Source organism: Novosphingobium sp. NDB2Meth1, assembly GCF_900117425.1.
Lineage (GTDB): Bacteria > Pseudomonadota > Alphaproteobacteria > Sphingomonadales > Sphingomonadaceae > Novosphingobium.
This window is the reverse complement of record NZ_FPEH01000024.1, coordinates 47422-68048: the sequence shown is the minus strand read 5'-3', so window position 1 is coordinate 68048 and position 20627 is coordinate 47422. Positions and strand designations below refer to the sequence as shown.

At 61.0% G+C, this 20627-nt stretch carries 26 protein-coding genes and 1 tRNA gene; 18 read left to right on the top strand and 9 right to left on the bottom strand.

Annotation, left to right across the window (positions count from 1 at the left end):
• The 11 genes from NDB2M1_RS22915 to NDB2M1_RS17070 form a co-directional block, all read left to right on the top strand.
• On the top strand, nucleotides 1-301 hold a 301-nt coding region (locus NDB2M1_RS22915), incomplete at its 5' end, for a hypothetical protein (RefSeq protein ID WP_216234052.1).
• 89 nt (nucleotides 302-390) lie between these two features.
• Complete coding sequence (locus NDB2M1_RS17115; RefSeq protein ID WP_072384073.1) at nucleotides 391-576, top strand: helix-turn-helix transcriptional regulator; 186 nt, start codon at nucleotides 391-393, stop codon at nucleotides 574-576.
• A gap of 274 nt (nucleotides 577-850) precedes the next feature.
• A complete protein-coding gene (locus NDB2M1_RS17110; protein WP_072384072.1) occupies nucleotides 851-1048 on the top strand; it encodes a hypothetical protein in 198 nt (65 codons plus the stop codon).
• Between the two features lie 2 nt (nucleotides 1049-1050).
• Entirely contained in the window at nucleotides 1051-1404 is a 354-nt protein-coding gene (locus NDB2M1_RS17105; RefSeq protein ID WP_143146820.1) for a hypothetical protein, read from the top strand.
• A complete protein-coding gene (locus NDB2M1_RS17100) occupies nucleotides 1404-1631 on the top strand; it encodes a hypothetical protein (RefSeq protein ID WP_072384070.1) in 228 nt (75 codons plus the stop codon). The genes NDB2M1_RS17105 and NDB2M1_RS17100 overlap by 1 nt, the downstream gene beginning before the upstream one ends.
• A gap of 106 nt (nucleotides 1632-1737) precedes the next feature.
• The gene (locus NDB2M1_RS17090) at nucleotides 1738-3468 is read left to right on the top strand and encodes an AAA family ATPase (protein WP_171955436.1); all 1731 of its coding nucleotides are present in this window, start codon (nucleotides 1738-1740) and stop codon (nucleotides 3466-3468) included.
• A gap of 163 nt (nucleotides 3469-3631) precedes the next feature.
• Nucleotides 3632-3859 (top strand): hypothetical protein, encoded by a 228-nt coding sequence (locus NDB2M1_RS22175; protein WP_143146819.1) that lies wholly within the window; start codon nucleotides 3632-3634, stop codon nucleotides 3857-3859.
• On the top strand, nucleotides 3846-4628 hold the full coding sequence (locus NDB2M1_RS22170; protein ID WP_143146818.1) for a hypothetical protein: 783 nt from the start codon (nucleotides 3846-3848) through the stop codon (nucleotides 4626-4628). Before NDB2M1_RS22175 ends, NDB2M1_RS22170 begins: the two co-directional genes overlap by 14 nt.
• Complete coding sequence (locus NDB2M1_RS23430; protein WP_083554948.1) at nucleotides 4522-4764, top strand: HGGxSTG domain-containing protein; 243 nt, start codon at nucleotides 4522-4524, stop codon at nucleotides 4762-4764. Before NDB2M1_RS22170 ends, NDB2M1_RS23430 begins: the two co-directional genes overlap by 107 nt.
• Before the next feature lie 180 nt (nucleotides 4765-4944).
• Nucleotides 4945-5292, top strand: a complete 348-nt coding sequence (locus NDB2M1_RS17075; protein ID WP_072384066.1) for a thermonuclease family protein — start codon at nucleotides 4945-4947, stop codon at nucleotides 5290-5292.
• Between the two features lie 143 nt (nucleotides 5293-5435).
• Nucleotides 5436-5888, top strand: coding sequence for a hypothetical protein (locus NDB2M1_RS17070; protein WP_143146817.1), 453 nt, complete (start codon nucleotides 5436-5438; stop codon nucleotides 5886-5888).
• A gap of 3 nt (nucleotides 5889-5891) precedes the next feature.
• On the opposite strand, the gene NDB2M1_RS23185 is transcribed toward NDB2M1_RS17070, so the two are convergent.
• Genes NDB2M1_RS23185 through NDB2M1_RS17050 form a run of 4 tightly spaced genes read right to left on the bottom strand, consistent with a single transcriptional unit; the run spans nucleotide 5892 to nucleotide 7483 of the window.
• Nucleotides 5892-6464 (bottom strand): hypothetical protein, encoded by a 573-nt coding sequence (locus NDB2M1_RS23185; RefSeq protein WP_253185932.1) that lies wholly within the window; start codon nucleotides 6462-6464, stop codon nucleotides 5892-5894.
• 3 nt (nucleotides 6465-6467) lie between these two features.
• Nucleotides 6468-6716 carry a hypothetical protein gene (locus tag NDB2M1_RS17060; RefSeq protein ID WP_143146816.1) on the bottom strand — a complete coding sequence of 83 codons (249 nt, stop codon included), beginning with the start codon at nucleotides 6714-6716 and terminating at the stop codon, nucleotides 6468-6470.
• 53 nt (nucleotides 6717-6769) lie between these two features.
• A complete protein-coding gene (locus NDB2M1_RS17055; RefSeq protein ID WP_072384063.1) occupies nucleotides 6770-7129 on the bottom strand; it encodes a hypothetical protein in 360 nt (119 codons plus the stop codon).
• 3 nt (nucleotides 7130-7132) lie between these two features.
• Nucleotides 7133-7483, bottom strand: a complete 351-nt coding sequence (locus tag NDB2M1_RS17050) for a hypothetical protein (protein WP_072384062.1) — start codon at nucleotides 7481-7483, stop codon at nucleotides 7133-7135.
• A gap of 155 nt (nucleotides 7484-7638) precedes the next feature.
• Here NDB2M1_RS17050 and NDB2M1_RS23425 point away from each other — a divergent pair, with 155 nt between their 5' ends.
• The 6 genes from NDB2M1_RS23425 (at nucleotide 7639) to NDB2M1_RS17025 (ending at nucleotide 14697) form a co-directional block, all read left to right on the top strand.
• Nucleotides 7639-7869: a helix-turn-helix domain-containing protein gene (locus tag NDB2M1_RS23425; RefSeq protein WP_216234051.1), complete on the top strand. Its 231-nt coding sequence runs from the start codon at nucleotides 7639-7641 to the stop codon at nucleotides 7867-7869.
• 38 nt (nucleotides 7870-7907) lie between these two features.
• Entirely contained in the window at nucleotides 7908-8150 is a 243-nt protein-coding gene (locus NDB2M1_RS17040; RefSeq protein WP_072384061.1) for a hypothetical protein, read from the top strand.
• Nucleotides 8151-8665: 515 nt separating this feature from the next.
• Nucleotides 8666-8812 (top strand): ribbon-helix-helix protein, CopG family, encoded by a 147-nt coding sequence (locus NDB2M1_RS22165; protein ID WP_171955435.1) that lies wholly within the window; start codon nucleotides 8666-8668, stop codon nucleotides 8810-8812.
• Complete coding sequence (locus tag NDB2M1_RS17035; protein ID WP_072384060.1) at nucleotides 8809-9117, top strand: hypothetical protein; 309 nt, start codon at nucleotides 8809-8811, stop codon at nucleotides 9115-9117. The genes NDB2M1_RS22165 and NDB2M1_RS17035 overlap by 4 nt, the downstream gene beginning before the upstream one ends.
• 10 nt (nucleotides 9118-9127) lie before the next feature.
• Complete coding sequence (locus tag NDB2M1_RS17030) at nucleotides 9128-10171, top strand: hypothetical protein (RefSeq protein WP_072384059.1); 1044 nt, start codon at nucleotides 9128-9130, stop codon at nucleotides 10169-10171.
• Nucleotides 10171-14697 (top strand): thermonuclease family protein, encoded by a 4527-nt coding sequence (locus NDB2M1_RS17025; protein ID WP_072384058.1) that lies wholly within the window; start codon nucleotides 10171-10173, stop codon nucleotides 14695-14697. Before NDB2M1_RS17030 ends, NDB2M1_RS17025 begins: the two co-directional genes overlap by 1 nt.
• A gap of 34 nt (nucleotides 14698-14731) precedes the next feature.
• On the opposite strand, the gene NDB2M1_RS17020 is transcribed toward NDB2M1_RS17025, so the two are convergent.
• Nucleotides 14732-15394, bottom strand: a complete 663-nt coding sequence (locus NDB2M1_RS17020; RefSeq protein ID WP_143146813.1) for a hypothetical protein — start codon at nucleotides 15392-15394, stop codon at nucleotides 14732-14734.
• A gap of 640 nt (nucleotides 15395-16034) precedes the next feature.
• On the opposite strand from NDB2M1_RS17020, the gene NDB2M1_RS17010 reads away from it, so the two are divergent.
• Complete coding sequence (locus tag NDB2M1_RS17010) at nucleotides 16035-17957, top strand: ATP-binding protein (protein WP_072384056.1); 1923 nt, start codon at nucleotides 16035-16037, stop codon at nucleotides 17955-17957.
• A 113-nt stretch (nucleotides 17958-18070) separates the two neighbouring features.
• Here NDB2M1_RS17010 and NDB2M1_RS17005 read toward each other — a convergent pair.
• The 4 genes from NDB2M1_RS17005 to NDB2M1_RS16990 all read right to left on the bottom strand — a co-directional run bounded on the left by NDB2M1_RS17005 (nucleotide 18071) and on the right by NDB2M1_RS16990 (nucleotide 20617).
• Nucleotides 18071-18146, bottom strand: a tRNA-Lys gene (locus tag NDB2M1_RS17005).
• On the bottom strand, nucleotides 18137-18778 hold the full coding sequence (folK, locus tag NDB2M1_RS17000; protein ID WP_371328217.1) for a 2-amino-4-hydroxy-6-hydroxymethyldihydropteridine diphosphokinase: 642 nt from the start codon (nucleotides 18776-18778) through the stop codon (nucleotides 18137-18139). The genes NDB2M1_RS17005 and folK overlap by 10 nt, the downstream gene beginning before the upstream one ends.
• A 6-nt stretch (nucleotides 18779-18784) precedes the next feature.
• Nucleotides 18785-19651 carry an N-carbamoylputrescine amidase gene (aguB, locus tag NDB2M1_RS16995; protein ID WP_072384055.1) on the bottom strand — a complete coding sequence of 289 codons (867 nt, stop codon included), beginning with the start codon at nucleotides 19649-19651 and terminating at the stop codon, nucleotides 18785-18787.
• Nucleotides 19652-19768: 117 nt separating this feature from the next.
• Complete coding sequence (locus NDB2M1_RS16990; protein WP_072384054.1) at nucleotides 19769-20617, bottom strand: class I SAM-dependent methyltransferase; 849 nt, start codon at nucleotides 20615-20617, stop codon at nucleotides 19769-19771.
• Nucleotides 20618-20627: the final 10 nt, after the last annotated feature.

The following is a 20627-nucleotide window of genomic DNA, read 5'->3' as shown; positions in this document are numbered from 1 at the left end:
AGGGCCATTCTGTCGTCGGTCATCGTCTTCTTCTCCAGGTTCGAGTTCGCATCCGAACCCTACCAGAAGATCGACGGTGGCCACCCTCTCAGAGAAACCTTCCTACACCACCCCGTGGGACACGACCCCCATCACTCCTCGCGCAGTCGCCGATTGGCTCGACAAAATCAAAGCGAACGACCCAATTTACCGAATGGCAATGCAGGCGTTTGCTGAACGGGGTCCTGTCGATCTCTCTCGGGGGGCGATGGAGAAGATTGCCCGCGATATCCTGTCGTCGGGCGCAAAGACTTACGACTAAGCCCCTCTCTTAGTGGGCATTGGCGCCCTCTAACTCCCTGTTCGTACCGCAACGCCGTTTGGGCGCTTCGGGGAACATGGGATACGGAAATGCTGCTCACTGAGGCTGAACAGGCGAAGCTTTGGGGAATTGCCCCCAAGACGCTCGCAAATCAGCGGTGCCGTGGTGATGGCCCGCCTTTCATCAAAATTGGTCGTCTCGTCCGTTACGATCCGGCGCAGACAAATGCTTGGCTTTCGGCGCGCGTTCGGCTGTCCACCAGCGAGGCAGCCTGATCCATGCGCCTTGAAAGGGCTTCGTCTGCCCATGAAAGACGAGAGGGCCGCGCCCGTCTCACCGTGCGCGACCCCCGAACCGAAAAGACCTTGGCAGGGCTCAATCTCGGTTCCTCAGACATAGAGGAACTGCGCACATTCGGCAACCAGCTACAGCGTGAAGCTGACGCTTGGATGCGCCGTGGTGGCTTCACTGAACGGTCGCCGCGCCTGCGCAAGCAGGAAGCAGAGCGGGCGCTGATGATGGCCCTCCGAGACCTGAGGAGGGCGTCCGATGCCTGATGCATTCACCTTCGAGAAGCGCCGCGAACTGGCTTTGAGCATCCTGACCAAAGGCGAACGGACTTCTAGACGCGCTGGCTCCTTCCTCGGGCAATTGATCGTTGATCCGACGCCGATGACCGAAGCGCAAGCGAAGTGGTTCGACCAGCTCGTTGAGCGTGCCGGTCTCCCTGAAGCTGAGGAGGCCTGACAATGGACAATTATCCCAACATGCCGGGGTTTCGTCCTGGCTCGCCAGAGACGTCACAGCAGGCCGCCGAGAGCGTGGCTCAGGCTGCAATTAGCCGCGAAGCGATGGCGCTGGCATTGATCCGCGCGAACGCGGCCAACGGCTGCACTGCCGATGAGGTTGCCAATACCTATGAGTGGGAGCGCTATTCGAGCCGCCCGCGCCTGTCTGGCCTGAAGGCTCAAGGCAAGATCGTCGATAGCGGCAAACGTCGCAAGGCGGTCTCCGGTCGCTCGCAGGCTGTCTGGGTGCTGCCTGAGTACGGTCCTCCACCGCCGCCCGATGCGCAGGGCGATCTACTTAAGGACGCGGCATAATGGACGCGCCGGTCATAGTGATCAGGAACGAGGGCGGGCTGTATGTCGTCACCGTCGAGCCTGAACATCCATCCTATCCACCGCAGTCGTTCGGCTCGCACAAGGTCGCTTATGGCACTGCGGGAGGAATGCGTCTGGTTACCGGCTGGAAGCGTATCGACCTGACAGAGCAGGCGGTGACGCAATCCCAGCAGGCTGCTCACCGGTTGGGGGCTGAAGATGGCTAGCGCACCTGACCTACGCTCGATCGCTTCTGCACTGGGTGGCGAGGTGCGCGGTAATCGCGTCCTCGTCCCCACGCAGGGGCATTCCCACAGGGACAGGGGGACGGTTTTGACCGTCGATCCTGACGCGCCTGACGGTCTGCTTGTCCATAGCTTTAACGGTGGCGATCCGCTGGCGGTGAAGGATGAGTTGCGCCGTCAAGGCCTTCTGCCCGAACGGCAAGAAAGACAGGGTATGCCCAAGCCACAATGGCGGGAAACCGGCTGCTACGAATACGACAACGGGCGCGGTGATGTGGTCTATCGGACCAAACGCCTTGAAGCGACCGGACATGCCAAGCGGTTCGTTGCAGAGCGGTTTGAGGGGGGGCGGTGGGTCAATGGCCTCGGTGATCAGCCGCGCGTCCTATACCGGCTCAGCGACCTTCACGCCGCGATTGAGGCGGGGGGCGATAACCTAGTCGTCTACTTCGTCGAAGGGGAGCGGAAGGCGGACAAGCTCGCCTTGATGGGGTTTGTTGCCACGGCAATTGCGTTCGGTGCGAACGGCTGGCGGGATGAGTATGCCAAGCCCCTGACCGGCCTGTCTGTTGTCATCCTGCCGGACAACGATGGTCCGGGTCGGAAGTTTGCCGAGACGGTGAAAGCGGCGGTTGAAGATGTTGGCGGGAATGCCTGCATCCTCGATCTGCCGGGCCTGCCCCCCAAGGGCGATATCATGGACTGGAAGGGCACTGCAGACGATCTGCGCACACTGACAGCCAAGGCTCTTCGCGGTTCCCTGCTGCCCATGCCGACGCTCGATCTCGCGGCGCTGTCTATGGTGTCGCCGAAGCCGAAAGCCTTTGCGGTTGAACGGTTGGCACCGCTTGCGGAGGTGACGCTGTTCACCGGGCCAGGGAGCGCGGGCAAGTCGCTCTTCGGGCAGCAACTTGCCACATGCGCGGCGGCGGGTCTGCCGTGTCTTGGCCTTGATGTTCGCCCTGGCGCTGCACTCTACCTTACATGCGAGGATGATCCCGATCAGTTGCACTGGCGGCAGGCAAGCATCTGCAAGGCGCTGCGGTCGGACATGGCATCCCTAGCCGGGAAACTGCACCTGATTAGCCTCCGGGGCGCGCTGGATAACGAACTGGCGACGTTCGAAGCCGATGGCACCCTGAAGCCTGCAGCGGCCTTCCATCGGCTCGTGGCAATGATCCGGGCGGCAGGCGTCAAGCTGACAATCCTCGACAACGTCGCGCACTTGTTCACCGGCAACGAGAACGACCGGGGCGAGGTGACGCGCTTCGTCAACCTGCTCAACCGGCTTGCCGGCGAGACTGGCGCGGCGATCCTGCTGCTTGGCCATCCCAACAAGTCCGGCGACGATTACTCAGGCTCGACCGCATGGCTGAATGCCGTCCGCTCACAGGTCACGCTCACGCATGATCTGGAAACCGACGTCCGCACGATAACGGTTGGCAAGGCGAACTATGCGCGCAAGGGCGAAGCGATCCGCTTTGTCTGGATGGAAGGCGCATTCGTTCGTGAAGACGATCTGACGCCAGATGTTCGGCGTGAGCTTGCAGAGGTGTCACGCGCCAACGGTGAGGACGAGGCATTCCTTGCCTGCCTGCGCGCCCGCGCCCTGCAAGGGGTTGATCGTGCGGTTGGACCTTCGCGTGGGCCGAATTATGCTCCGGTGCAGTTTGAAGGGATGGCAGAGGCCAAGGGCTACAAGCGCCAAGCTCTCAAGCGGGCGATGGATCGCCTTTATGCTTCGGTTCGTGTCCGCACTGAAGTGGTCGAACGGCCCGGTAAGTCAGGGCAAAAATCCATCATCGTTGAGGTGATGTAATGCCCTCCCGAACACCCCCGAACAGGCCCCCGAACTGGTCCCGAACACTGATCCCGAACACCCCCGAACACCAGCCCGAACACCGTCCAGCACACACACTATACTACGTATATCCGGGCGCGGCTCCTCGGGTCGCCCCGCGCCCGTACGAAGGAAAGCAGGCATGATGGAATTGCGCATCCTGAACTGTCACCTCCCGATGACTGAGCATGCTCCAACTGAACCACCTTCTGGCGCGCGTGATCATGTCGCGCTCGTACAGCTTGCGGACGGTGGGCGTTTGTTCGCTGCGGTGTGGAGCGCAGGCGAGTGGCTCGACGACAAGCGCCGCAAGTTTAAGTCCCCGGTCGCGCGGTGGTATTCGATTGGAGAGCCACATGTCAGCACCTGAGGATATCGACCCCAAGGCCGTGAACGTGGCGGAGCGCAAGCAACGCCGCAAGCGCCGCGCGGCTCCGAAGCCTTCGCCGCAATTGCTGGCGGGCAAGGAGCGAGCGCTCAAGCGCGCAAAGGCAAGGCCCTTGACGCCGGGTGTGATGTTGGAGCCGCAGGCGCAGGGCTACCAAGTCACCGCCCCACACTCCGACCTGGAGCTTTGGGAACTGCAGGTCGCCGATGCTTTCGGCACTCGGTCGCAGTCGGTCATGCAGACATTTCTGGACCAACTCAGGGTGCTCGTTCCCTTGGCATGGGACAAGGACGCGGAGCAGTGGAAGCCGAACGAAACCGAGCTGAATGCAGCGCTTGCAATGGTTGCCGATGTCCAGCCTCGCAACGTCCGTGAGGCTGCCCTCGCGGCGCAGATGGTTGCCGTTCACTGGATGCAGATGCGGCTTTCCGCTGCGGCCCTGAACAATGGGCACATGGTGCTTGATCGCGACGCCGCCTTGGCAAGCAAGCTCGCCCGCACCTTCACCATGCAACTCGACAGCTTGGCGAGGATCAGAGGCCGAAGGCAGACCGCTCGGCAGTCAATCAAGGTCAGAAAGGAGCTTCACCAGCATGTCCACTACCACGACTACAGGGGGGCAGGAAAAACAGGAGAGCAAGCCCATGACGCCGATGCCAGACCAACTGCGCAATGCTCCGCGCTGCCAAGCTCGGAACCGGGCGGGCAAATCCTGCGGCTGCCCAGCCGTAAGAGGCAAGCGGGTGTGTAAGTCGCATGGCGGGCTCAGCACAGGTGCGCCGAAGGGGCCTGCCAACGGCAACTGGAAACATGGGCGGCATTCGAACGAGGCGATTGCGCTGCGCCGGGCAGCCAGCGCTCTGTTGAAGGAGTTGGTTGATGCTTGACCCATATCGAGAGACTGGGCCGACAGGGTTGGCTCGCCTGTGCGAGAAGGAGATTGTCAGGCTGCTAGAAGAAAAGCCAACGGCTGACCGCGCCCGACGCAAAGAGATCAACAAGGCAGTTCACCGTCTCAAAAATATGGCTAGTTGGTGTAAAACCCGAGCGGGCTACAGGGCTGATTGATGACTGCACTTGTTTTGATCGCCGCTGCCATGTGTGCCGCTCCGGTCGTCCACGATGGCGACACGATTCGCTGTGGCAGTGAGCGTATTCGGATAGCGAACATCGATGCACCCGAATTGCCTGACAGTCCCAAGTGCCAGGACAAGCGGCGCTCCTATGCGTGGTGCGACTACTCCAAGGGGTATCAGGCGCGGGATGCCCTCAGGGCGCTTCTGGCGGGCCGTAGAGCGCAGATAGAGCGGTTGGGGGTGGATCGGTACGGGCGGACGCTGGCGCGCGTCACCGTTGGCGGGAAGGATGCCGGGGCGTATCTGGTGGGGCTGGGGCTGGCTCGGTCGTGGAGATGATCAGCCGATGCGCTCGCTACATACCCGGCAGGATAGTGTCTTCTCTCTTTTGATCGGTTCCCATCATGTCCAATCAGCCTCACCCCAAAGCTTTTGACCCTAAAGATTTAGATAGGTCGCTTGAAGATAGCGACCGCTTGATCATGGCTGAAACCATCCTCGCATGGGCTGACTTGGACACCAGCATATCAAGGCTGATCTTGCTCTTGTTCGGTGTCCGAGATGATGCAGGTTCTATATTGATCGGGAATATGGACCTGAAAACAAAAGTTGAAAAAATAAAGCTTCTGCACGCCCATTACGGCCTAGATGACCACGCAAAATCGTTTGCGGCATTATCGTCCAAGATGCAGGAGTTTTCGAAGTGTAGAAACACTGTCGCTCATCGAAAGTGCATTGGCAAATCGTTGTCCGATCCAACGAGATTAATATTTATCTCGGCGAAGCACGTAAAAGGGCAGCCAGACGTTTTCGAGATGCTCTCAGTTGATCATTCAGAGCTGATTGCATCAGCGTTTTTCGCGCGGCAAGCGTCCCAATCGATAGCGGACATGATTGGAGAGATTGAGGATGCGCGTGATGGGACGCAGGCGTAGAGATTAGACACGGACCAACATCGCCTCGACCATCGCAGGCATGAGCGTCTCAATCGGCACAGGAACGCTCGCAGACACGTAGCCGCGGTTCTTGGCGCGGCGTTGACCGTAGCTTTGCACCCACTGCCTTCCTCGTTGCCTCCAGGCGCGCTGCAAAGGCACCACAGGGAGTAGATAGCACTTGCGGGAGGGTGCGAAGGCGTACGCGATGAAATCGCACGCTAGCGGCTTCTGGACCCATCCCGGCGAGCGTCGGGCCTCGTCGCTCCATTGCTCTAGCAGAATGTCGGGCCAATCGTTGGTCCTGACTTTCTCGTCTACGGTGTAGGTTCTGCCGCAAGCCAAGGTTAGGACGCGATCGATCCCGCCGCGCTGCGCCCATCCGTCGTCTCTGACGCTCACGGCGCTGACCAGATTGGGGAACGCTCTGCGGTAGATATCCATCCACCACGGCGCGTCGGCATAGGTGTTGGACAGGGCGAGGCTGTCGGCGAAGTTATGGGTCTTGCCCAACAGCAAACGCCCCGGCGGTGAGACCGGGGCGCTGCCGAGTTGAAGCGGGAGTTGCTGCCCCATCACTTAGGCAAAATGACCTGTGCCGGCATCATCTTCATCGTAATCGGTTACGGGGTCCACCAAGTTGCCTGTATGCTGCAGTAGTGCCCCGCTTTCCGGCCATGCAATATCCATCTCGTCGCCGTTCGGCTCACGTTCGTCTGTGGCTTCGAGGTCCGGGTCGCCGTCGATCTCATCGAGGCGGTCAATCAGGCGCTCGGTCAGTGCCTCAAGGTCGCAACGCGATAGCATTGGGATTGCTTGGGCGAGCATGGCAAGAGGAAGGCCCGAAGGCCCTCCTCCGCTGATTAGTCGCAGCCCCACAGTCACGCCTCCCCACTGAGGCGGCGAAGGTCGGCTGCAATCAGTTTCAGTGCCGGATATGTTACGTCCGGGCCGTCGAAGCATCTTTCCTTGCAGCCGACTTCAATCTTGTGGATCACGGCGCTCATGGTCGGTGCCGGAGTTGCCAGCATAGTCTTCAGCGCATCGAAGTGAGCCATGGTGTACTCGTCGTAGGCCTCTTCGGCGGCGCATGAATCGTCGAAGGTCGCTTCACCTGCTTGTGCCGCACGGTACACGGGTTTGACGTGGTCGCGGTGGAACTGCTCCGCCGCTTCGCGGGTACGCTTCTCGACGTCGCAAGCGGTCTGGAAGGCGGTCGCGATTGTTGTTCCGATGTTCATCGTTCAAGCCTCCCCAAGCAGGCGGCGGCAATCGGCGATGGTCTGCGCCAGATGCTCAAGGTTGTACGGATCTAGGCTGCCGTTTGAGCCTTGGAACAGATATTCGAGCTTCCACAGCAGGGCGGGCCGATCTGGGGCGGGCATGCCGATCAATTCCCACCGTGCGTCGCTCTCGATGTCGCAGAGCTGGTCGGCGAGGTCTTCGTTCAACGGCTCGCTGGCTGCGCAGTTGAGATAGGCACGTTCGGCGATGCGGAATTTCAGCATGGCCTTGTCCCATGCCTTCGCATCCGGCTGTGCAGAGATAGCGGGGGTGGTGTGCGCCTCGGGCGCAATGGTGCTAATGGCGTTCATAGTCGTGTCCTTGTTAGTGCAAGGGTTGCGATCAGGCCGGGTGGGAGGATTAGGCCCCTCCCGCTCGGTCGCCTCGGCTTTTGCCTAGGTGAGATAATTTGTCTCATGCCTCGCCGGGTTGCGTCAAGCCCCTTTATGAGATAATTTGTCTCACTATGAATGGCACACAATCGAAGATGGCAAGGGCCGCGCTTGGCCTATCGACGCACGATCTAGCCAAGCTCGCTGGTGTGGGCCGCGTTACGGTTGTCCGGTTTGAAGATGGTGGCACAATCTCGGCTGAGACATCGGCGAAGATCGAAGCGGCGCTGGTCGAAGCGGGGGCGCAGTTCTCTCGCCGCTCTGGGCGTATTGGGGTGACAGTCCCTGAGGCAGGCTCAGCCTGAATTGACAGCCTGCCGACCAGGGCGCATTTCTTCCGCTCATGGACGACGTTCAAAGCTTGACAATCTACGATCCGGCGAGCCTGCTCGTCGGCCTCGGTGCGGTCGCCGGACTGCTTGCGGCTTGGTGCTGGTGGCGGGTTTCTGCCAGCGTCGATACCGCTGGAGAGCGGGTCAGGGGTCCGTCTCCCGTCTGGATCGGCCACGCTGCGCTTTCGTCGGCGCTCGCTATGGGTCTTATGTCGTCTGGCTACTTGCTTGGGCGGTTTGTCGGCAAGTTCTAGGCGGTGATCGGGCTAGCTTTGGACGCGCCTAGGCGTCCGGTTGCGCTAGGCTGGGCCATGCGGTCGGTCGTCCACCACAGATCGAGCATTTGAGACGTTGCTCTACTGCCTCTAGGCGTGGGCTTTTCCCGCCTATACGGCACCGCTCCCGCAAGGTGTGCGGGTCCATCACCACAACGTGTCCGCACTTCTCGCAGGTGACTTTCAAGCTGTAACCGGCGCGGGCAAGGTCGTGGAGCGTTGCGAGGCTTTTGCGGCTCATGCGCCCATGGAACGCAACAGGAACGATTCGGCAAGGTGGCTGGCTGTCTATCCCCATTTCTTGGGATACCGTGCGCCCTGCGAACCGTCCAAGCTGGTGCAAGGCATGGGCCTGATGGGCGCATGCTCAGGGGCTGCTGACGTCCTGAGAAGCGGCGGCAGTCCCGACTTTTTTGCCGGTCAATACGCCCGGATTCCTTGACTTTAGTGTAATGCTGTTGTAAGACAGCAATACACAACGTCGGGAGACAGTGGTGCGCAATCAGGTTCACGACGGCACGGTCGTATTCCGTGCAAACAGCGCGGTTATCGCTGCACTTTCTGAGCGCGCCCGCCGCTCTGGCTGCTCTGTCTCGGAGTACCTGCGCGCCGTCGTCCGCGAGAAGGTCGGCCTGCAATGAATGCGGCTCAGACCATCGGCGAAATTGTTTCCGCTGCGCTTGCGGCTGAGCAGGCCAAGATTGATCGCGACTATCAGGACGAGATTGCACGCTGGGCGCTGGTCACTTCCGCCAACAACCTTGCGCGCATGATCAGCGAGGCTTCGTCCGCTTCGGTCGAGGAGGCCTTTAACGCACTGACCTACGTGCCAGATGCATGCCTGCCGCTACTGACAACGCCGCACGGTTGGTGCGCGCTCTCGCATCTCGTCGCTGCCGATCTGGGACTCAGCTTGGCTGGCAGCCTCTTGCCAACAGTTCATTGAAAGGGTCGCCATGCCGATCAATTGGGAGCTTGCCCGCACTCCGGACTTTCTCGGCAACGCCTTCAAGGCGTACGACGAAGGTCGGTACAAACGGGCGCTAACCTCTCTCGCGGATAATCCGGACGATGCAAAAGCCCTTGGCATTGTCATGGCACAGAACCCGGAGGTTGGCCTGACATTCCGCAAGGCGCAGCGAGAGGACGCGTTCAACAAGGCTGCGGCTGATTACTACGGCAGCAACAACGCTCTGCTTGGCATTGGTGGCGGTTCAAGGGCTACTGCAGCATCAAAAGCGCCGCCAGAAAGCATGAACGCGCTTGCCGTTCCACAAGGCTTTGCGCCTGCCCTACCGGGGCCGATTAGCGGCTATGGCGGCGGCACGTTCAATTGGGATGGATCGCAAGCAACACCTGCGCAGAACAATGCGGGGCCTGACCTTTCCGCGCTTGGGCAGCCTCGTTCGCAAGCTGACGCTGCATTTCTTAGGATGCTCAAGGTCGATGCACCGCGAGCATTGAAGGTCCGCAGCGAAATGCGGGACAACTTCGTTAAGATGCTCGGGCAGGAGCGCGAAGTCTATGCCGCTGCAGTTGACCGACTGTCGCAGGCCACGGACGACGCTTCATATCAACGAGTGTTGCAGGAGCTTGGTCCGATGGTCTCCGCAATAGGCGGCGACCTGGCTAAGCATGTTCCGGCCAACTATCCCGGCCCTGACGGGGTCCGAGAACTGATGATGAAGGCGCTGACCGTCAAGGACCGCCTGTCACAGCTTCTCGCGCAGGATCGAACCGAAGCCTACGTTGACAACATCGAAGCCGACAACGCTCGCGCTGACCGGAACACAGACAGTCTGATTGAAGACCGCAACGCTCGTCGGGGTGAGACGCGCCGATACAACGACGCGCGAATTGCAACCGCGCGCCGTGGTCAGGACATGCGAGGCTCAGGGGGTGGTCGCGGTCTGGTGAAGGTGACGACGATTGAGGAAGCTCGCGCCCTGAAACCGGGAACCCGTTTCGTTGATCCGAATGGCAACGTGCGGGTGCGCTGATGGCAACGCAATGGGACGAGTTTGCGAAGGCGGCTCCCGATCAGGCTACGGCCAATCCATGGGACGAGTTTAGGCCGGTCAAGGGAAAGCGGAAGGCGAAGGCAGCCGAGCGGGCCGATCCACGTTCGCAGCCTCCTCCGACGCTGACGGGCGATGCCGTTGATGGCGACACGCTCAAGACCACTGGTGCAGAGAACCTGCGGCTTTACGGTGTAGATGCTCCCGAGCTGAAGCAGCAAGGCTTGGGCCGGGATGGCAGGCCCGTTGCTATTGGATCCGACGCAAGGGCCGCACTTGATCAGGCAGTCTTGCCGAACGCTCTCGCGGGTCCTGTCGAAGGATACTCCTATGGCCGTCCTGTTGCGCCGGTCGTGCAAGATGGGGCTGACGTTGGCGTAGGGGTGATCCGTGGCGGCAACGCACTCGCCGCGCCGGAGTATCTGGCGAAAGACCCCGGTCGCCGGTTTCAGTACATGCAGGCCGAGCGCCTTGCGCGCCAGAACCTGCTCGGTATTCACAGGACGCAGTTTCAGGACCCTGCGGACTACCGCAAGAACCCGCTGCCGATCGAACAGCTTCGCCCCGACCGTGAGACCGTGCCGCTGTGGTGGACCACGCCGACGCCGCTCTCTGGCATGCGGCCTGATGCCGAGCGCCAGTACATTGCGATGGTCAATGACAACAACGTCAGCCCCAAGGATGTGCAGGCATTCGCGCGGGCCAATGGCTTCACGGTGGCTGATGGCGAAGTCGAGCGGGTGCGAGCGCAGTCGAAGAAGACCGGACAGCCGATTTCAATTGCGTACAAGGATGCGCCGAAAGTCCTGACCGATCCCGGCGATGGTGCGTTGGGTGCTGGCCTGCGCGGGTTGGGCAGCGGTGCGCTAGCCAACTTCCTTGAGGAAGGCGGCGCGGTGGTCGATGCGCTGGGCGGAACGCCAGGGCGGGAAAACGTCTGGAACAGCAATCGCCGCTTTGCCGACATCTGGGCTAACAACGAGATCCAGAACGAGAGCATTACGGGCTTCGACAAGGCACAGCACCCCTACGCGACTACGGCGGGCGAGTTTGCAGGAGCGCTGGCACTGCCGGTGGGCAAGGTTCGCTCTGCTGCCGATCTGGCAAAATGGGGTGCTGCCTATGGCGGGCTTTCCGGCCTTGGCACTGAGGGCACTGTTGAGCAGCGTCTTGGCTCGGGCGCGGTTGGTGCAGGCCTCGGTGCTGCAACGTCGGTAATTGGTGCCAAGCTCCTCGAGGCGGCTTCTCCGCTGGTTGCGAAGGGTTGGCGCTGGGTGCGCGGCAAGTCTGGCCCTGAACTGGTGCCGCCTGCTGGCTCGCCTGCAGCGCCGCTTACGGGCGATGATCTGGAGCAGATGGTTGCTGGCAATCGACAAGAGGGGGGTGAGCGGTGGAGCGCGGGAGATCAGCCGACTGCCAGCCAGAATAATCTAAAGCTGAACCGTCTACCGAATGTGAAGGAGGCCGCACCAAATATACCTAAGGCCGCTGACATAGCGATGGCAGGCGAACCGGGTGCGTCGATCTCGCAGGAAGTGCGCCAGCCGGATTACCTGTTCCGCGACCGTCCGACCGCAATGGGTGCTCCGCTCTCTGAGGCGCAAATCAGGGTGGGCGATATTCAGCCGCGTGATTTGGTGCCACTGCCCTCCAATGAGGTCGGCTCTGTCGAGGAAGCGGCGGCAATCGACAAAGGCCGGTTTGCCCCTGCCACGGCACCGAACGAACGTGGCGAACTGACGCGCCAGACGCTGCGCGCATGGAACGGTGCGGAAGTGCCCAAGGTCGGGCCGGTCGATCTGGTGGGCTGGCTGCGCATGAATGGCGGTCTCAAGGATCAGGGCGGCGAACTGTCGCACATGGGCCTGAACAACAAGGCTCGCTCCGGCATGGACTTCGTCGGGCAGGAAGCACGGTTAGGGCCTCTGGTGAACAATGAGAGCGGCATGACGCTCGACGACGCAGCCATGCGCGCTTGGGAAGCGGGATACTTCCCCGACCACATGGAGCGGCCCGACGTAAACACCTTCCTCGATGCCATGCGCGGCACTCAGGAAGGCTGGAAGCGGCATTTCCTGCCGGAGGACTTTGCCGAGATCGACCGCTTCAACGCGGCGCGTGGTGAGCGTCAGAACCTTGCAGCGCAGCGCTCGGAAGTCGGGCAGGTCTGGCGGGATAAGTCCGTGCCGGCCGATGAGCCGCAGCCGTTTGCGCCGCCTGAAGCCTACGAGGAATGGCCTGCCGGTGGCCCTGACTATGCGGGCAACATCAACCTCGACAAGCTCGACACGCCGCAGGACATCCGCCGTGCGCTCTCGCAGGTGAATAACCGGGTGGGCGGGTTCGATGCTGCCACGCGGGGCCGGATCACGCAGGCCGAGACCGAACGCCTTGCCGGTGAACTGGGCATGACGCCTGAGACGCTGCTGGCACGGCGCAAGGGACAGGCCCTGAACGCCGAGGAAGCGCTTGCCGCGCGCCAGATGCTCGCCAAGTCGGGCAACGAGCTGGTCATCGCCGCAAAGCGTGTCCAGGCGATGGAGAACCCCGGCGACGAGGTGCTTGCCGACTTCCAACGCAAGCTGACGCGGCATGTCGCCATACAGGAACAGGTCTCAGGCATGACCGCCGAGGCGGGGCGCGCGCTCCAGCAATTCCGGATGCTGGCCGATAGCCGGAGCATTCGGGGTGATGTCCTGACGGCAATGGTCAATCGTGGCGGTGGTCGAAAGGCTGCGATTGACGCTGCCGAAACGCTGCTCGATGCAGTGGAGAGCGGGCCGGGGGTTTTCAACGTGCTGGCAGAGAAGGCGACGAAGCCGAAGCTGCGGGACAAGCTCACGGAGCTTTGGATCAACTCGCTTCTGTCTGGGCCGCAGACGCACGCAGTCAACATCACCTCGAACACGCTCACCTCACTGGCACAGGTTCCGGAGTTTCTGACTGCCGCCGCAATCGGCGCGCCTCGCCGGGCTGTTGCACGGTTTCAGGGGCGCAACACTGAAGTGGTCACTGGGACCGAAGTCGGTGCGCGTGTCTTTGGCCTGCTACAGGGGGCGAAAGAGGGTTTGCGCCTGTTCCGCCAATCGCTCCGCACTGGTGAGCCTTCCGATCTCGTGTCCAAGGTCGAAGGACAGGGCATGAAGGCCATCTCCGGAGTAAAGGGTGAGATCGTCCGCATCCCGACGCGCCTGCTGACTGCCGAGGATGAACTGTTCAAAGGTATTGCGCGCCGCATGGAATTGAACGGCGAGGCCGTCAGGGTCGCACGGCGGGAAGGTCTGCGTGGCGAAGCGGCCAAGCGCCGGATTGCCGAACTTGTCGAGATGCCGACCGATGGCATGCTTGAACGGTCCATGGAGTATGCCCGGTATCTGACGTTCCAGCGCAAGCTCGGACCGGCTGCCTCCAAGATTTCGGGGCTGACGCAGGACGCACCCGCTCTCAAGCTGTTCCTGCCGTTCGTGCGTACTCCGACCAATCTGCTCAAGTTTGCGGCTGAGCGTTCGCCTGCCGCGCCGCTGCTCAAGGAATGGCGGGCTGACTTTGCAGCGGGTGGTGCTAGGCGCGACATCGCACTTTCACGCGCGCTGCTTGGAACCGGCGTGGGCGCGGCGATCTATGAACTGGCCCTACAAGGCAAGATCACCGGTACAGCGCCGACCGATCCTAGCAAAGCGCGCCTTATGTATGCTGATGGTTTCCAGCCCTACTCCATCCGGGTTGGGGACAAGTGGTACAGCTACAAGCGCCTCGATCCGTTCTCGACTACGTTGGGCGTTGCTGCCGATCTCGCGCTTCTCCCCGAGGGCATGAGCGAACGGCAACGCGATGAGCAAACCACGCTGCTTGTTGCCTCGATCATGGGGAACCTTGCCAACAAGACCTGGCTGTCTGGCGTGTCCGACATCATCGGGACCATTGAAGACCCCGAGCGCAATGCCGACAGGATGATGCAGCGCCTTGCTGGCTCGCTGGCAGTCCCAACGGGTGTCAGTCAGGTAGCACGGGTGATTGATCCCACTGCGCGCAAGACCGAGACAATCGGCGATGCAGTGCAGGCCCGCATTCCGGGGGCGTCTGAGCGGCTCCTGCCGCGCCGGGATGTGTGGGGGCGGGAAGTCACCAGCGAAGGCGGGGTTGGCCCAGACATCCTCTCTCCGGTCTACACGAGCAGCGCGAAGAGCGATCCCGTCAATAAGGCGCTGATTGACGCGGGGGTGAGCGTTGGGATGCCGTCGAAGTCTGTTCGGGGTGTGGAGCTTACGCCGGAGCAGTACGATCGATACCATGCTGTCGCGGGTCAGAAGAGCTATGCCGCCGTGTCGGAGTTGATCTCCTCCGATCAGTGGAATGGGCTCGACGAGGAAGGCAAGCAGGATGCTGTCACCAAAGCTGTCACGGCTGCCCGCAAGGCGGCGGCGAGCGAGGTCCTGGGCGATGCCAAGGGCGCGGAGCCTGCCGCGCCTGCGCCGTCCGAGTGGGACCAGTTTAGTAAGGTGGAGTAGTTCGCCATGGGCGGTGCAGAGGCGGCGGCGCTGGTCAATCCTGTGAGGCAGTAGCATCCAGCCGCGGCTTTGGGTTTCCCGCCTTTATCACTACTTTTTGGCCGTCAGGTGTTACTAGGCCGACCTCAAAGCTCTTGCCCAATGGCAAAGACTCAGCGCCGACCACCTTGCAAAGTGCTTCGAATGCTTCAAGCGCAAGCCTTTGAGCCATTGGGTGCAACTGCTCAATTGCTAGCTCAAGCGCCCCGATTTGAGGGGTCAACCGTAGAATCTCGGTCTCATCGACCTCCATTGTTCCTTTGTAGCCCTCTGCTCTCGTCGGCGGTGGCATCTCGTTCATGAGCACATCCCGCTTAACGCCATAATCGTCGAGAGCGTTAAGCAGAAGATTGAAGGCATGATCGAGCGATCCCACCGAGTTGCCTAAATCGGCCCCTCCGATTTGTGTCAGGGTCCAAATCTCCTCAACGGGGAAATAGATTGGGGCGGCCATTCTCTGCAGAGCCTGCGTTGTCAGGAAATTATAGGACCTCGCTTGCTGAGCCCTTTCGATCCCCTCCCGCAAGTGGCTCTCGATGCTCAGCGTGACAGAGTAGATTTGGTTTAGTCGCTGGAAGGTCGCGAAAGCCACCTGCGCCTTACGCTCAATGTCGTTCCGCTTGCGCGCTCGACGGTTGAACCATTCTGTCATTGCCATCGTGACGATCCCGCCAAGGATCGCGCCAACTATGCCCGATAAGCCGCTTATCCATTCGCTAGTATGAGTTGGAGCCAAAAGCTCAGCGAACCATTGGGAGGAGGCCACCTGCTACACCCCGTACCGCTTGCGCCCGTTGCTCGTGATGCAATAGCGGCCACCTCTTGAACCCACACAGACCTTGCCACCGTTACACGGACACTTGCCGTCATCGGTCGTGTCTCTCGCAGACGCCCCGCCGCTAACTCCCTTGATGCGTCGTCGGCGTGGCTTTGCCTCTGAGCCGACTGGGAGGCCGCAGGCTAAGGCCAATGCGATCCCGGCAAGCACTTGGCGGCGTTCCATCGTGTCCCTCGATTCGGCGGAAGCGAGTGTGCCTCAACGTGGATCACCGAGGAAGGGTAGCAGCGGCGCGCCTGTGCGGTCCGACGCTGAACCGCCTCCGCCGCCTCTAGGCTTCAAAATCGATTAGCAACCGGAAGCAGGTGCCGCGCTACAGGATTTGGCTTTGTGAGCTTAGCATCTGACCGCTTAGCGATTGTGCTCCAAAAGTTGGGAACTTTGTGGACAGAACGATTCCTGGTGAATGGGAGAGGCCATTGTCCTTTCATAAGTCGAGGAGTCGTGCGACGATTACCCTATGGCAATTGATCTCTTCACCCCTCGCCAACTGTCGCTTTTTGACGAACCCTCGCTCAGCGAGACTAATGATTTGGAATTTAAGGCTGCGAAGGGCGGTCTACCCGGTAGCCTATGGGAAACCTACAGTGCCTTTGCCAACACAGCAGGCGGCACGATTGTCCTTGGTGTTACCGAGGGCACCGACGCTGGTTTGGACATGCATGGCGTTCGAGACCCAGATTCTTTAATAACGTCGCTCTGGAATATACTCAATAATCGCCAAAAAGTGAGCGTAAATTTGTTGTCTCATAAAGATATCGATGTTGTTTCCAGCACTGGAAAAAAGTTTATCGTCATACAAGTTCCCCGCGCTCAGCGGAATCAGCGTCCAGTTTATCTGAATAATCGCCCATTCGAGGAGACATTTAAGCGCGATCACTCGGGTGACTATCGGTGCTCGGCAGATGAAGTGCGCCGAATGTTTGCTGATCAATCTCCAGAGCCTGCCGACAGCAGAATCTTGACCCATTTCTCGTTGGGCGACGTACACATCGATTCTCTTCGGCAATATCGCAACAGGATGGCGACCGCGAACCCTGATCACCCTTGGCTGGTTGAAGACGATCTTGGTTTATTGAGCAAGCTCGGCGGTTGGAGAAGGGAAAGATCGACCGGAGCGGAGGGGCTGACTGTTGCAGGCCTGCTCATGTTTGGATTTGGCCAGTCAATTCGGGATCCCGAAGCTGTTCCAGGATTTCATTTAGATTATCGAGAGCGCCTCGGTGACGACAGTGAGCAACGTTGGTCAGATCGGCTGACCTCTGATGGTTCGTGGGAGGCGAACCTTTTCCAATTTTACATCCGTGTTCTTCCTAAAATAGTTGGGACACTTAAATCCCCCTTCCAACTCGATCAGAATCTTTATCGCGTAGACGATAATTCTGTCAGCGTTGGATTAAGAGAGGCTGTTGTTAATGCCTTAATTCATGCAGATTATAGCGGCTCCGGCGGAGTTGTGATCGACCGCTATGGAGATCGTATTGAGCTGTCCAATCCGGGCACGTTACTTCTATCTCCTGATCAACTAATTCGCGGCGGCGTGAGTGAGTGCAGAAACAAAGCCCTTCAAACAATGTTTCAGCTTATGGGTGCAGGGGATAAGGCCGGAAGTGGACTGGACAAGATTAGGTCTGGCTGGGCTGCCGCGCGGTTTAGTGATCCACGCCTGCGCGAGAGTCAGAGGCCTGATCGGGTTAACCTAACTCTTCCTTTGGTTTCAGCACTTCCGGAAGACGCTTTGGAGGAGCTTGGGAGGATATTTAGCACTGAACGAATTGCAGGACTTGAGCCAGAAAGTGTTCATATTCTCGTAATGGCATTGGATGATCGGATCACAAATCCGATGCTGCAAGAGACACTCACTAAGCACCGAGCAGATTTGACAAAAATTTTGGGTACACTCGTGACTGATGGCTTTCTTCGCCGAGAAGGTGTGGGACGCTGGGCGCAGTACGTGCTGAACCGACCTCAAGATAAATCCTCCCATGGCGACCCCACACGTCCGACAGAAGACATTGGGGGAGGCTTTGGGGGAGGCTTTGGGGGAGGTTTAGATGCGGGCACCGGGGGAGGCTTTGGGGGGGGCACCAAACGCCCCAGTCGGTTTGATCCCCTAAAGTGGGCCTCATTGGAAAGCATAGCCAATAGCCGACGGACGAGCCGAATGGCCGCCCAAGAAATGGAAAAACTGATAACTGACTTGGTTGAGGAGGCAGGCGACTTAACCCGTACGGAGCTTGCCCAACTGGTTGCCCGCGAGCCCGGTAAGCTCGGCGAACGATTCATTAATCCAATGGTCGAAAAGGGCTCACTCGTGCGGATGATCAGCCCGCCGAGCAGCCCGAATCAGCGCTACACATTGCCGCCTAGATCTCGCGGGTAAGGCCCTCACACGATATCAAAATGGATGTCGTGCTTACCCCGTGCTTACCAAGTCGTATCTCTCGGCGCATTTTCGGGCAGTCAGAGATCGAAGATAATCTCTTTATTTCAAGGTGGTGAGCCCTGCTGGGTTCGAACCAGCGACCTACTGATTAAAAGTCAGTTGCTCTACCGACTGAGCTAAGGGCCCACACGCAGGCGGTGAGCGCTTGCCCTACGGATGGGGCGGGGCCGGGTCAAGCGGGCGTGGAGGTGGCGGATGGTGCAAGTGCCTGCCGGATCGCGCCAATCCGGGGCGACCGTGGCGGCGGGGGTGAGCACGAAGCCGCGCTGACGGAAGAGCGGGTGGGGGATCGTGAGCGTCTTGCTGCGCCAGGGGCCGCCGCTCCACAGGATCACGTCGAGATCGAGCGTCCGCGCGCCCCAGCGCTGGCCGCGGCGGACGCGGCCGAAGCGGGTTTCGAGGCGCTGAAGCAGGGCGAGGACTGCGGGCGGATCAAGCCTTGTGGCGATCCGCGCGGCGGCGTTGGCGTAGCGGCGACGGGAGGGGCCGATGGGAGCGCTGGTGATGATGGGCGAGACGGCTTCGATGGTCAGGCCTTTGCCCGCCATCGCCACGAGCGCGGCGCGCAGGACCTGCGGCGGGGGGCCGTGGTGGGGATGGCTCTGGTTGGAGCCGAGCGCGATCAGATACTGGTGGCTAGCAGGTACCACCTTTGCCCGATCCTGACCTCCGTTCGTGTCGAGCGAAGTCGAGACACCATATGTGGCGCCTGGTGTCTCGACTTCGCTCGACACGAACGGAATGCAGGGTGTGGCCACCTGCCCTCAGATGTCTTCGGCAAGGCGGGTGTAGAGCTGCGGGCGGCGATCGCGGAAGAAGCCCATGCCGGCGCGGTGGCGGGCGGCTTCGGCGAGGTCGAGCGTCGAGATGAGCACGCCGGTTTCCTCGGCGCCGAATTCATTGCGGAAATCGCCCCATTGGTCGGCAATGAAGCTGTGGCCATAGAAGTTCTGGGGCGGCGTGCCTTGCACGCTCTCGCTGCCGATGCGGTTGGCCGCGACGACGGGCATACAGTTGGACACGGCGTGGCCCACCATCGCGCGGCGCCAGACGCGGCTGGTATCGAGATTCGGATCGTAGGGCTCGCTGCCGATGGCGGTGGGGTAGAACAGCACTTCGGCGCCCATCAGCGCCATCGCGCGCGCGCATTCGGGGTACCACTGATCCCAGCACACGCCGACGCCGATGCGGGTGCCGAACACATCCCACACCTTGAAGCCGGTGTTGCCGGGGCGGAAATAGTACTTCTCCTCATAGCCCGGACCGTCCGGAATATGGCTCTTGCGGTAGGTGCCCATGATCTCGCCGTCCGGGCCGATCATCGCAAGCGTGTTGTAGTAGTGATGCCCCTCGCGCTCGAAGAAGCTGGTGGGGATGGCGATGCCGAGGCCCTTCGCGAGCGCCTGCATGGCCTTTACCGAAGGGTCTTCCGCCAGCGGGTGCGCGAGGGCAAACAGGGCCTCGTCCTCGACCGTGCAGAAATAGGGGCCGGCGAAGAGTTCTGGCGGGAGGATGACCTGCGCGCCATTTGCCGCCGCGTCCTCCACCAGGCCGGAGACGGCGGCGATGTTGGTCTGCGCATCGGGTGCGTTCAGCGCAAGCTGGAGAGCGGCGACGGTGAGCTGGGTCATGGGAAGGGGACTTGGGGGGCCTTTGCCGGAATGTCAAAGGGTAGCGGTCCGGGATGTTGGGCTTGCCCGCCACCACCCCCAAACCCCCTCCTCTGAAGAGGAGGGGGCCTTTCCTGATCAGGGGCGCTTGGCGAAGAGCAGCGTCATGCGGTCGCTTTCGCCGATGGCTTCATATTTGGCGCGGTCCTTCTCCTTCAGGGTTAGGACGGGCGGCAGCGTCCACACGCCGTCGGGCCAGTCGGCGCTGTCCTTGGGATTGGCGTTGACCTCGCTCTTGGCGACAAGCTTGAAGCCGTGGGCTTCGATCAGGGCGATGACGTCGGCCTCGCGCATGTAGCCCATGGTGCCGAGCGTGTAGGAAGCGGGGGCATCAGGCTTGGCGCGGTGCTCCTCGATGCCGAGCAGGCCATCGGGCTTGAGCAGGCTGCGGATCGCGGCGAGATCGTTGTAGAGGTAGTTGTCCGGCCACATGTTGTGGACCTCGCGCATGATCATCACGCGGTCGACGGTGCCCTTGCGCTCGGCCGGGACGGCATCGAGCGTGAAGGCGGGGATGCGCGCCGCAGGCACGCCGGTCCAGCCGGCGACCTTGCCGGGGAAGAACCCGGGGAAGTTGGCGAGGCGCGTCCGGGTATCGCCGGTGGCCGTAGCGAGGCCGGCGGTGATGCCGATATACTGGCCCTTGTCACCGAGATAGGGGACGAGGATACGCGTGTACCAGCCGCTCGAGGGCATGTAGTCCGCAACGGTCATGCCCGGCTTGATGCGGAAGAAGGCGAGCGTTTCAGCGGGGTGGCGGAAGGCGTCGCGGACGCGGTCACTGTCGCGGCGGGGATCGGCGAGGACCTTGGCCATTTCGGGATCGGCAGTGGCGGCGGCGGGGGCTTCCGGCGCGGCCTGGAGCGCAGCGGGCACGGCAGCAGCTGCGGCAAGCAGGAGGGCGGAGAGCAGGGCGGCTTTGCGCATTTTGGTAACT

Excerpts from the sequence above, each read along its gene's own strand:
- NDB2M1_RS17110 (WP_072384072.1), top strand. The coding sequence starts at position 851 with ATGCCTGATGCATTCACCTTCGAGAAGCGCCGCGAACTGGCTTTGAGC.
- NDB2M1_RS17105 (WP_143146820.1), top strand. The coding sequence starts at position 1,051 with ATGGACAATTATCCCAACATGCCGGGGTTTCGTCCTGGCTCGCCAGAG.
- NDB2M1_RS17070 (WP_143146817.1), top strand. The coding sequence starts at position 5,436 with ATGGCTGAAACCATCCTCGCATGGGCTGACTTGGACACCAGCATATCA.
- NDB2M1_RS17025 (WP_072384058.1), top strand. The coding sequence starts at position 10,171 with ATGGCAACGCAATGGGACGAGTTTGCGAAGGCGGCTCCCGATCAGGCT.
- NDB2M1_RS17050 (WP_072384062.1), bottom strand. The coding sequence starts at position 7,483 with ATGAACGCCATTAGCACCATTGCGCCCGAGGCGCACACCACCCCCGCT.
- NDB2M1_RS23430 (WP_083554948.1), top strand. The coding sequence starts at position 4,522 with ATGACGCCGATGCCAGACCAACTGCGCAATGCTCCGCGCTGCCAAGCT.
- NDB2M1_RS17100 (WP_072384070.1), top strand. The coding sequence starts at position 1,404 with ATGGACGCGCCGGTCATAGTGATCAGGAACGAGGGCGGGCTGTATGTC.
- NDB2M1_RS17030 (WP_072384059.1), top strand. The coding sequence starts at position 9,128 with ATGCCGATCAATTGGGAGCTTGCCCGCACTCCGGACTTTCTCGGCAAC.
- NDB2M1_RS22170 (WP_143146818.1), top strand. The coding sequence starts at position 3,846 with ATGTCAGCACCTGAGGATATCGACCCCAAGGCCGTGAACGTGGCGGAG.
- NDB2M1_RS17035 (WP_072384060.1), top strand. The coding sequence starts at position 8,809 with ATGAATGCGGCTCAGACCATCGGCGAAATTGTTTCCGCTGCGCTTGCG.
- NDB2M1_RS17055 (WP_072384063.1), bottom strand. The coding sequence starts at position 7,129 with ATGAACATCGGAACAACAATCGCGACCGCCTTCCAGACCGCTTGCGAC.
- NDB2M1_RS23185 (WP_253185932.1), bottom strand. The coding sequence starts at position 6,464 with ATGGGGCAGCAACTCCCGCTTCAACTCGGCAGCGCCCCGGTCTCACCG.
- NDB2M1_RS17075 (WP_072384066.1), top strand. The coding sequence starts at position 4,945 with ATGACTGCACTTGTTTTGATCGCCGCTGCCATGTGTGCCGCTCCGGTC.
- NDB2M1_RS17010 (WP_072384056.1), top strand. The coding sequence starts at position 16,035 with ATGGCAATTGATCTCTTCACCCCTCGCCAACTGTCGCTTTTTGACGAA.
- NDB2M1_RS17020 (WP_143146813.1), bottom strand. The coding sequence starts at position 15,394 with ATGGCAATGACAGAATGGTTCAACCGTCGAGCGCGCAAGCGGAACGAC.
- NDB2M1_RS17040 (WP_072384061.1), top strand. The coding sequence starts at position 7,908 with ATGGACGACGTTCAAAGCTTGACAATCTACGATCCGGCGAGCCTGCTC.
- NDB2M1_RS17115 (WP_072384073.1), top strand. The coding sequence starts at position 391 with ATGCTGCTCACTGAGGCTGAACAGGCGAAGCTTTGGGGAATTGCCCCC.
- NDB2M1_RS22175 (WP_143146819.1), top strand. The coding sequence starts at position 3,632 with ATGATGGAATTGCGCATCCTGAACTGTCACCTCCCGATGACTGAGCAT.
- aguB (WP_072384055.1), bottom strand. The coding sequence starts at position 19,651 with ATGACCCAGCTCACCGTCGCCGCTCTCCAGCTTGCGCTGAACGCACCC.
- NDB2M1_RS16990 (WP_072384054.1), bottom strand. The coding sequence starts at position 20,617 with ATGCGCAAAGCCGCCCTGCTCTCCGCCCTCCTGCTTGCCGCAGCTGCT.
- NDB2M1_RS17060 (WP_143146816.1), bottom strand. The coding sequence starts at position 6,716 with ATGCTCGCCCAAGCAATCCCAATGCTATCGCGTTGCGACCTTGAGGCA.
- NDB2M1_RS23425 (WP_216234051.1), top strand. The coding sequence starts at position 7,639 with ATGAATGGCACACAATCGAAGATGGCAAGGGCCGCGCTTGGCCTATCG.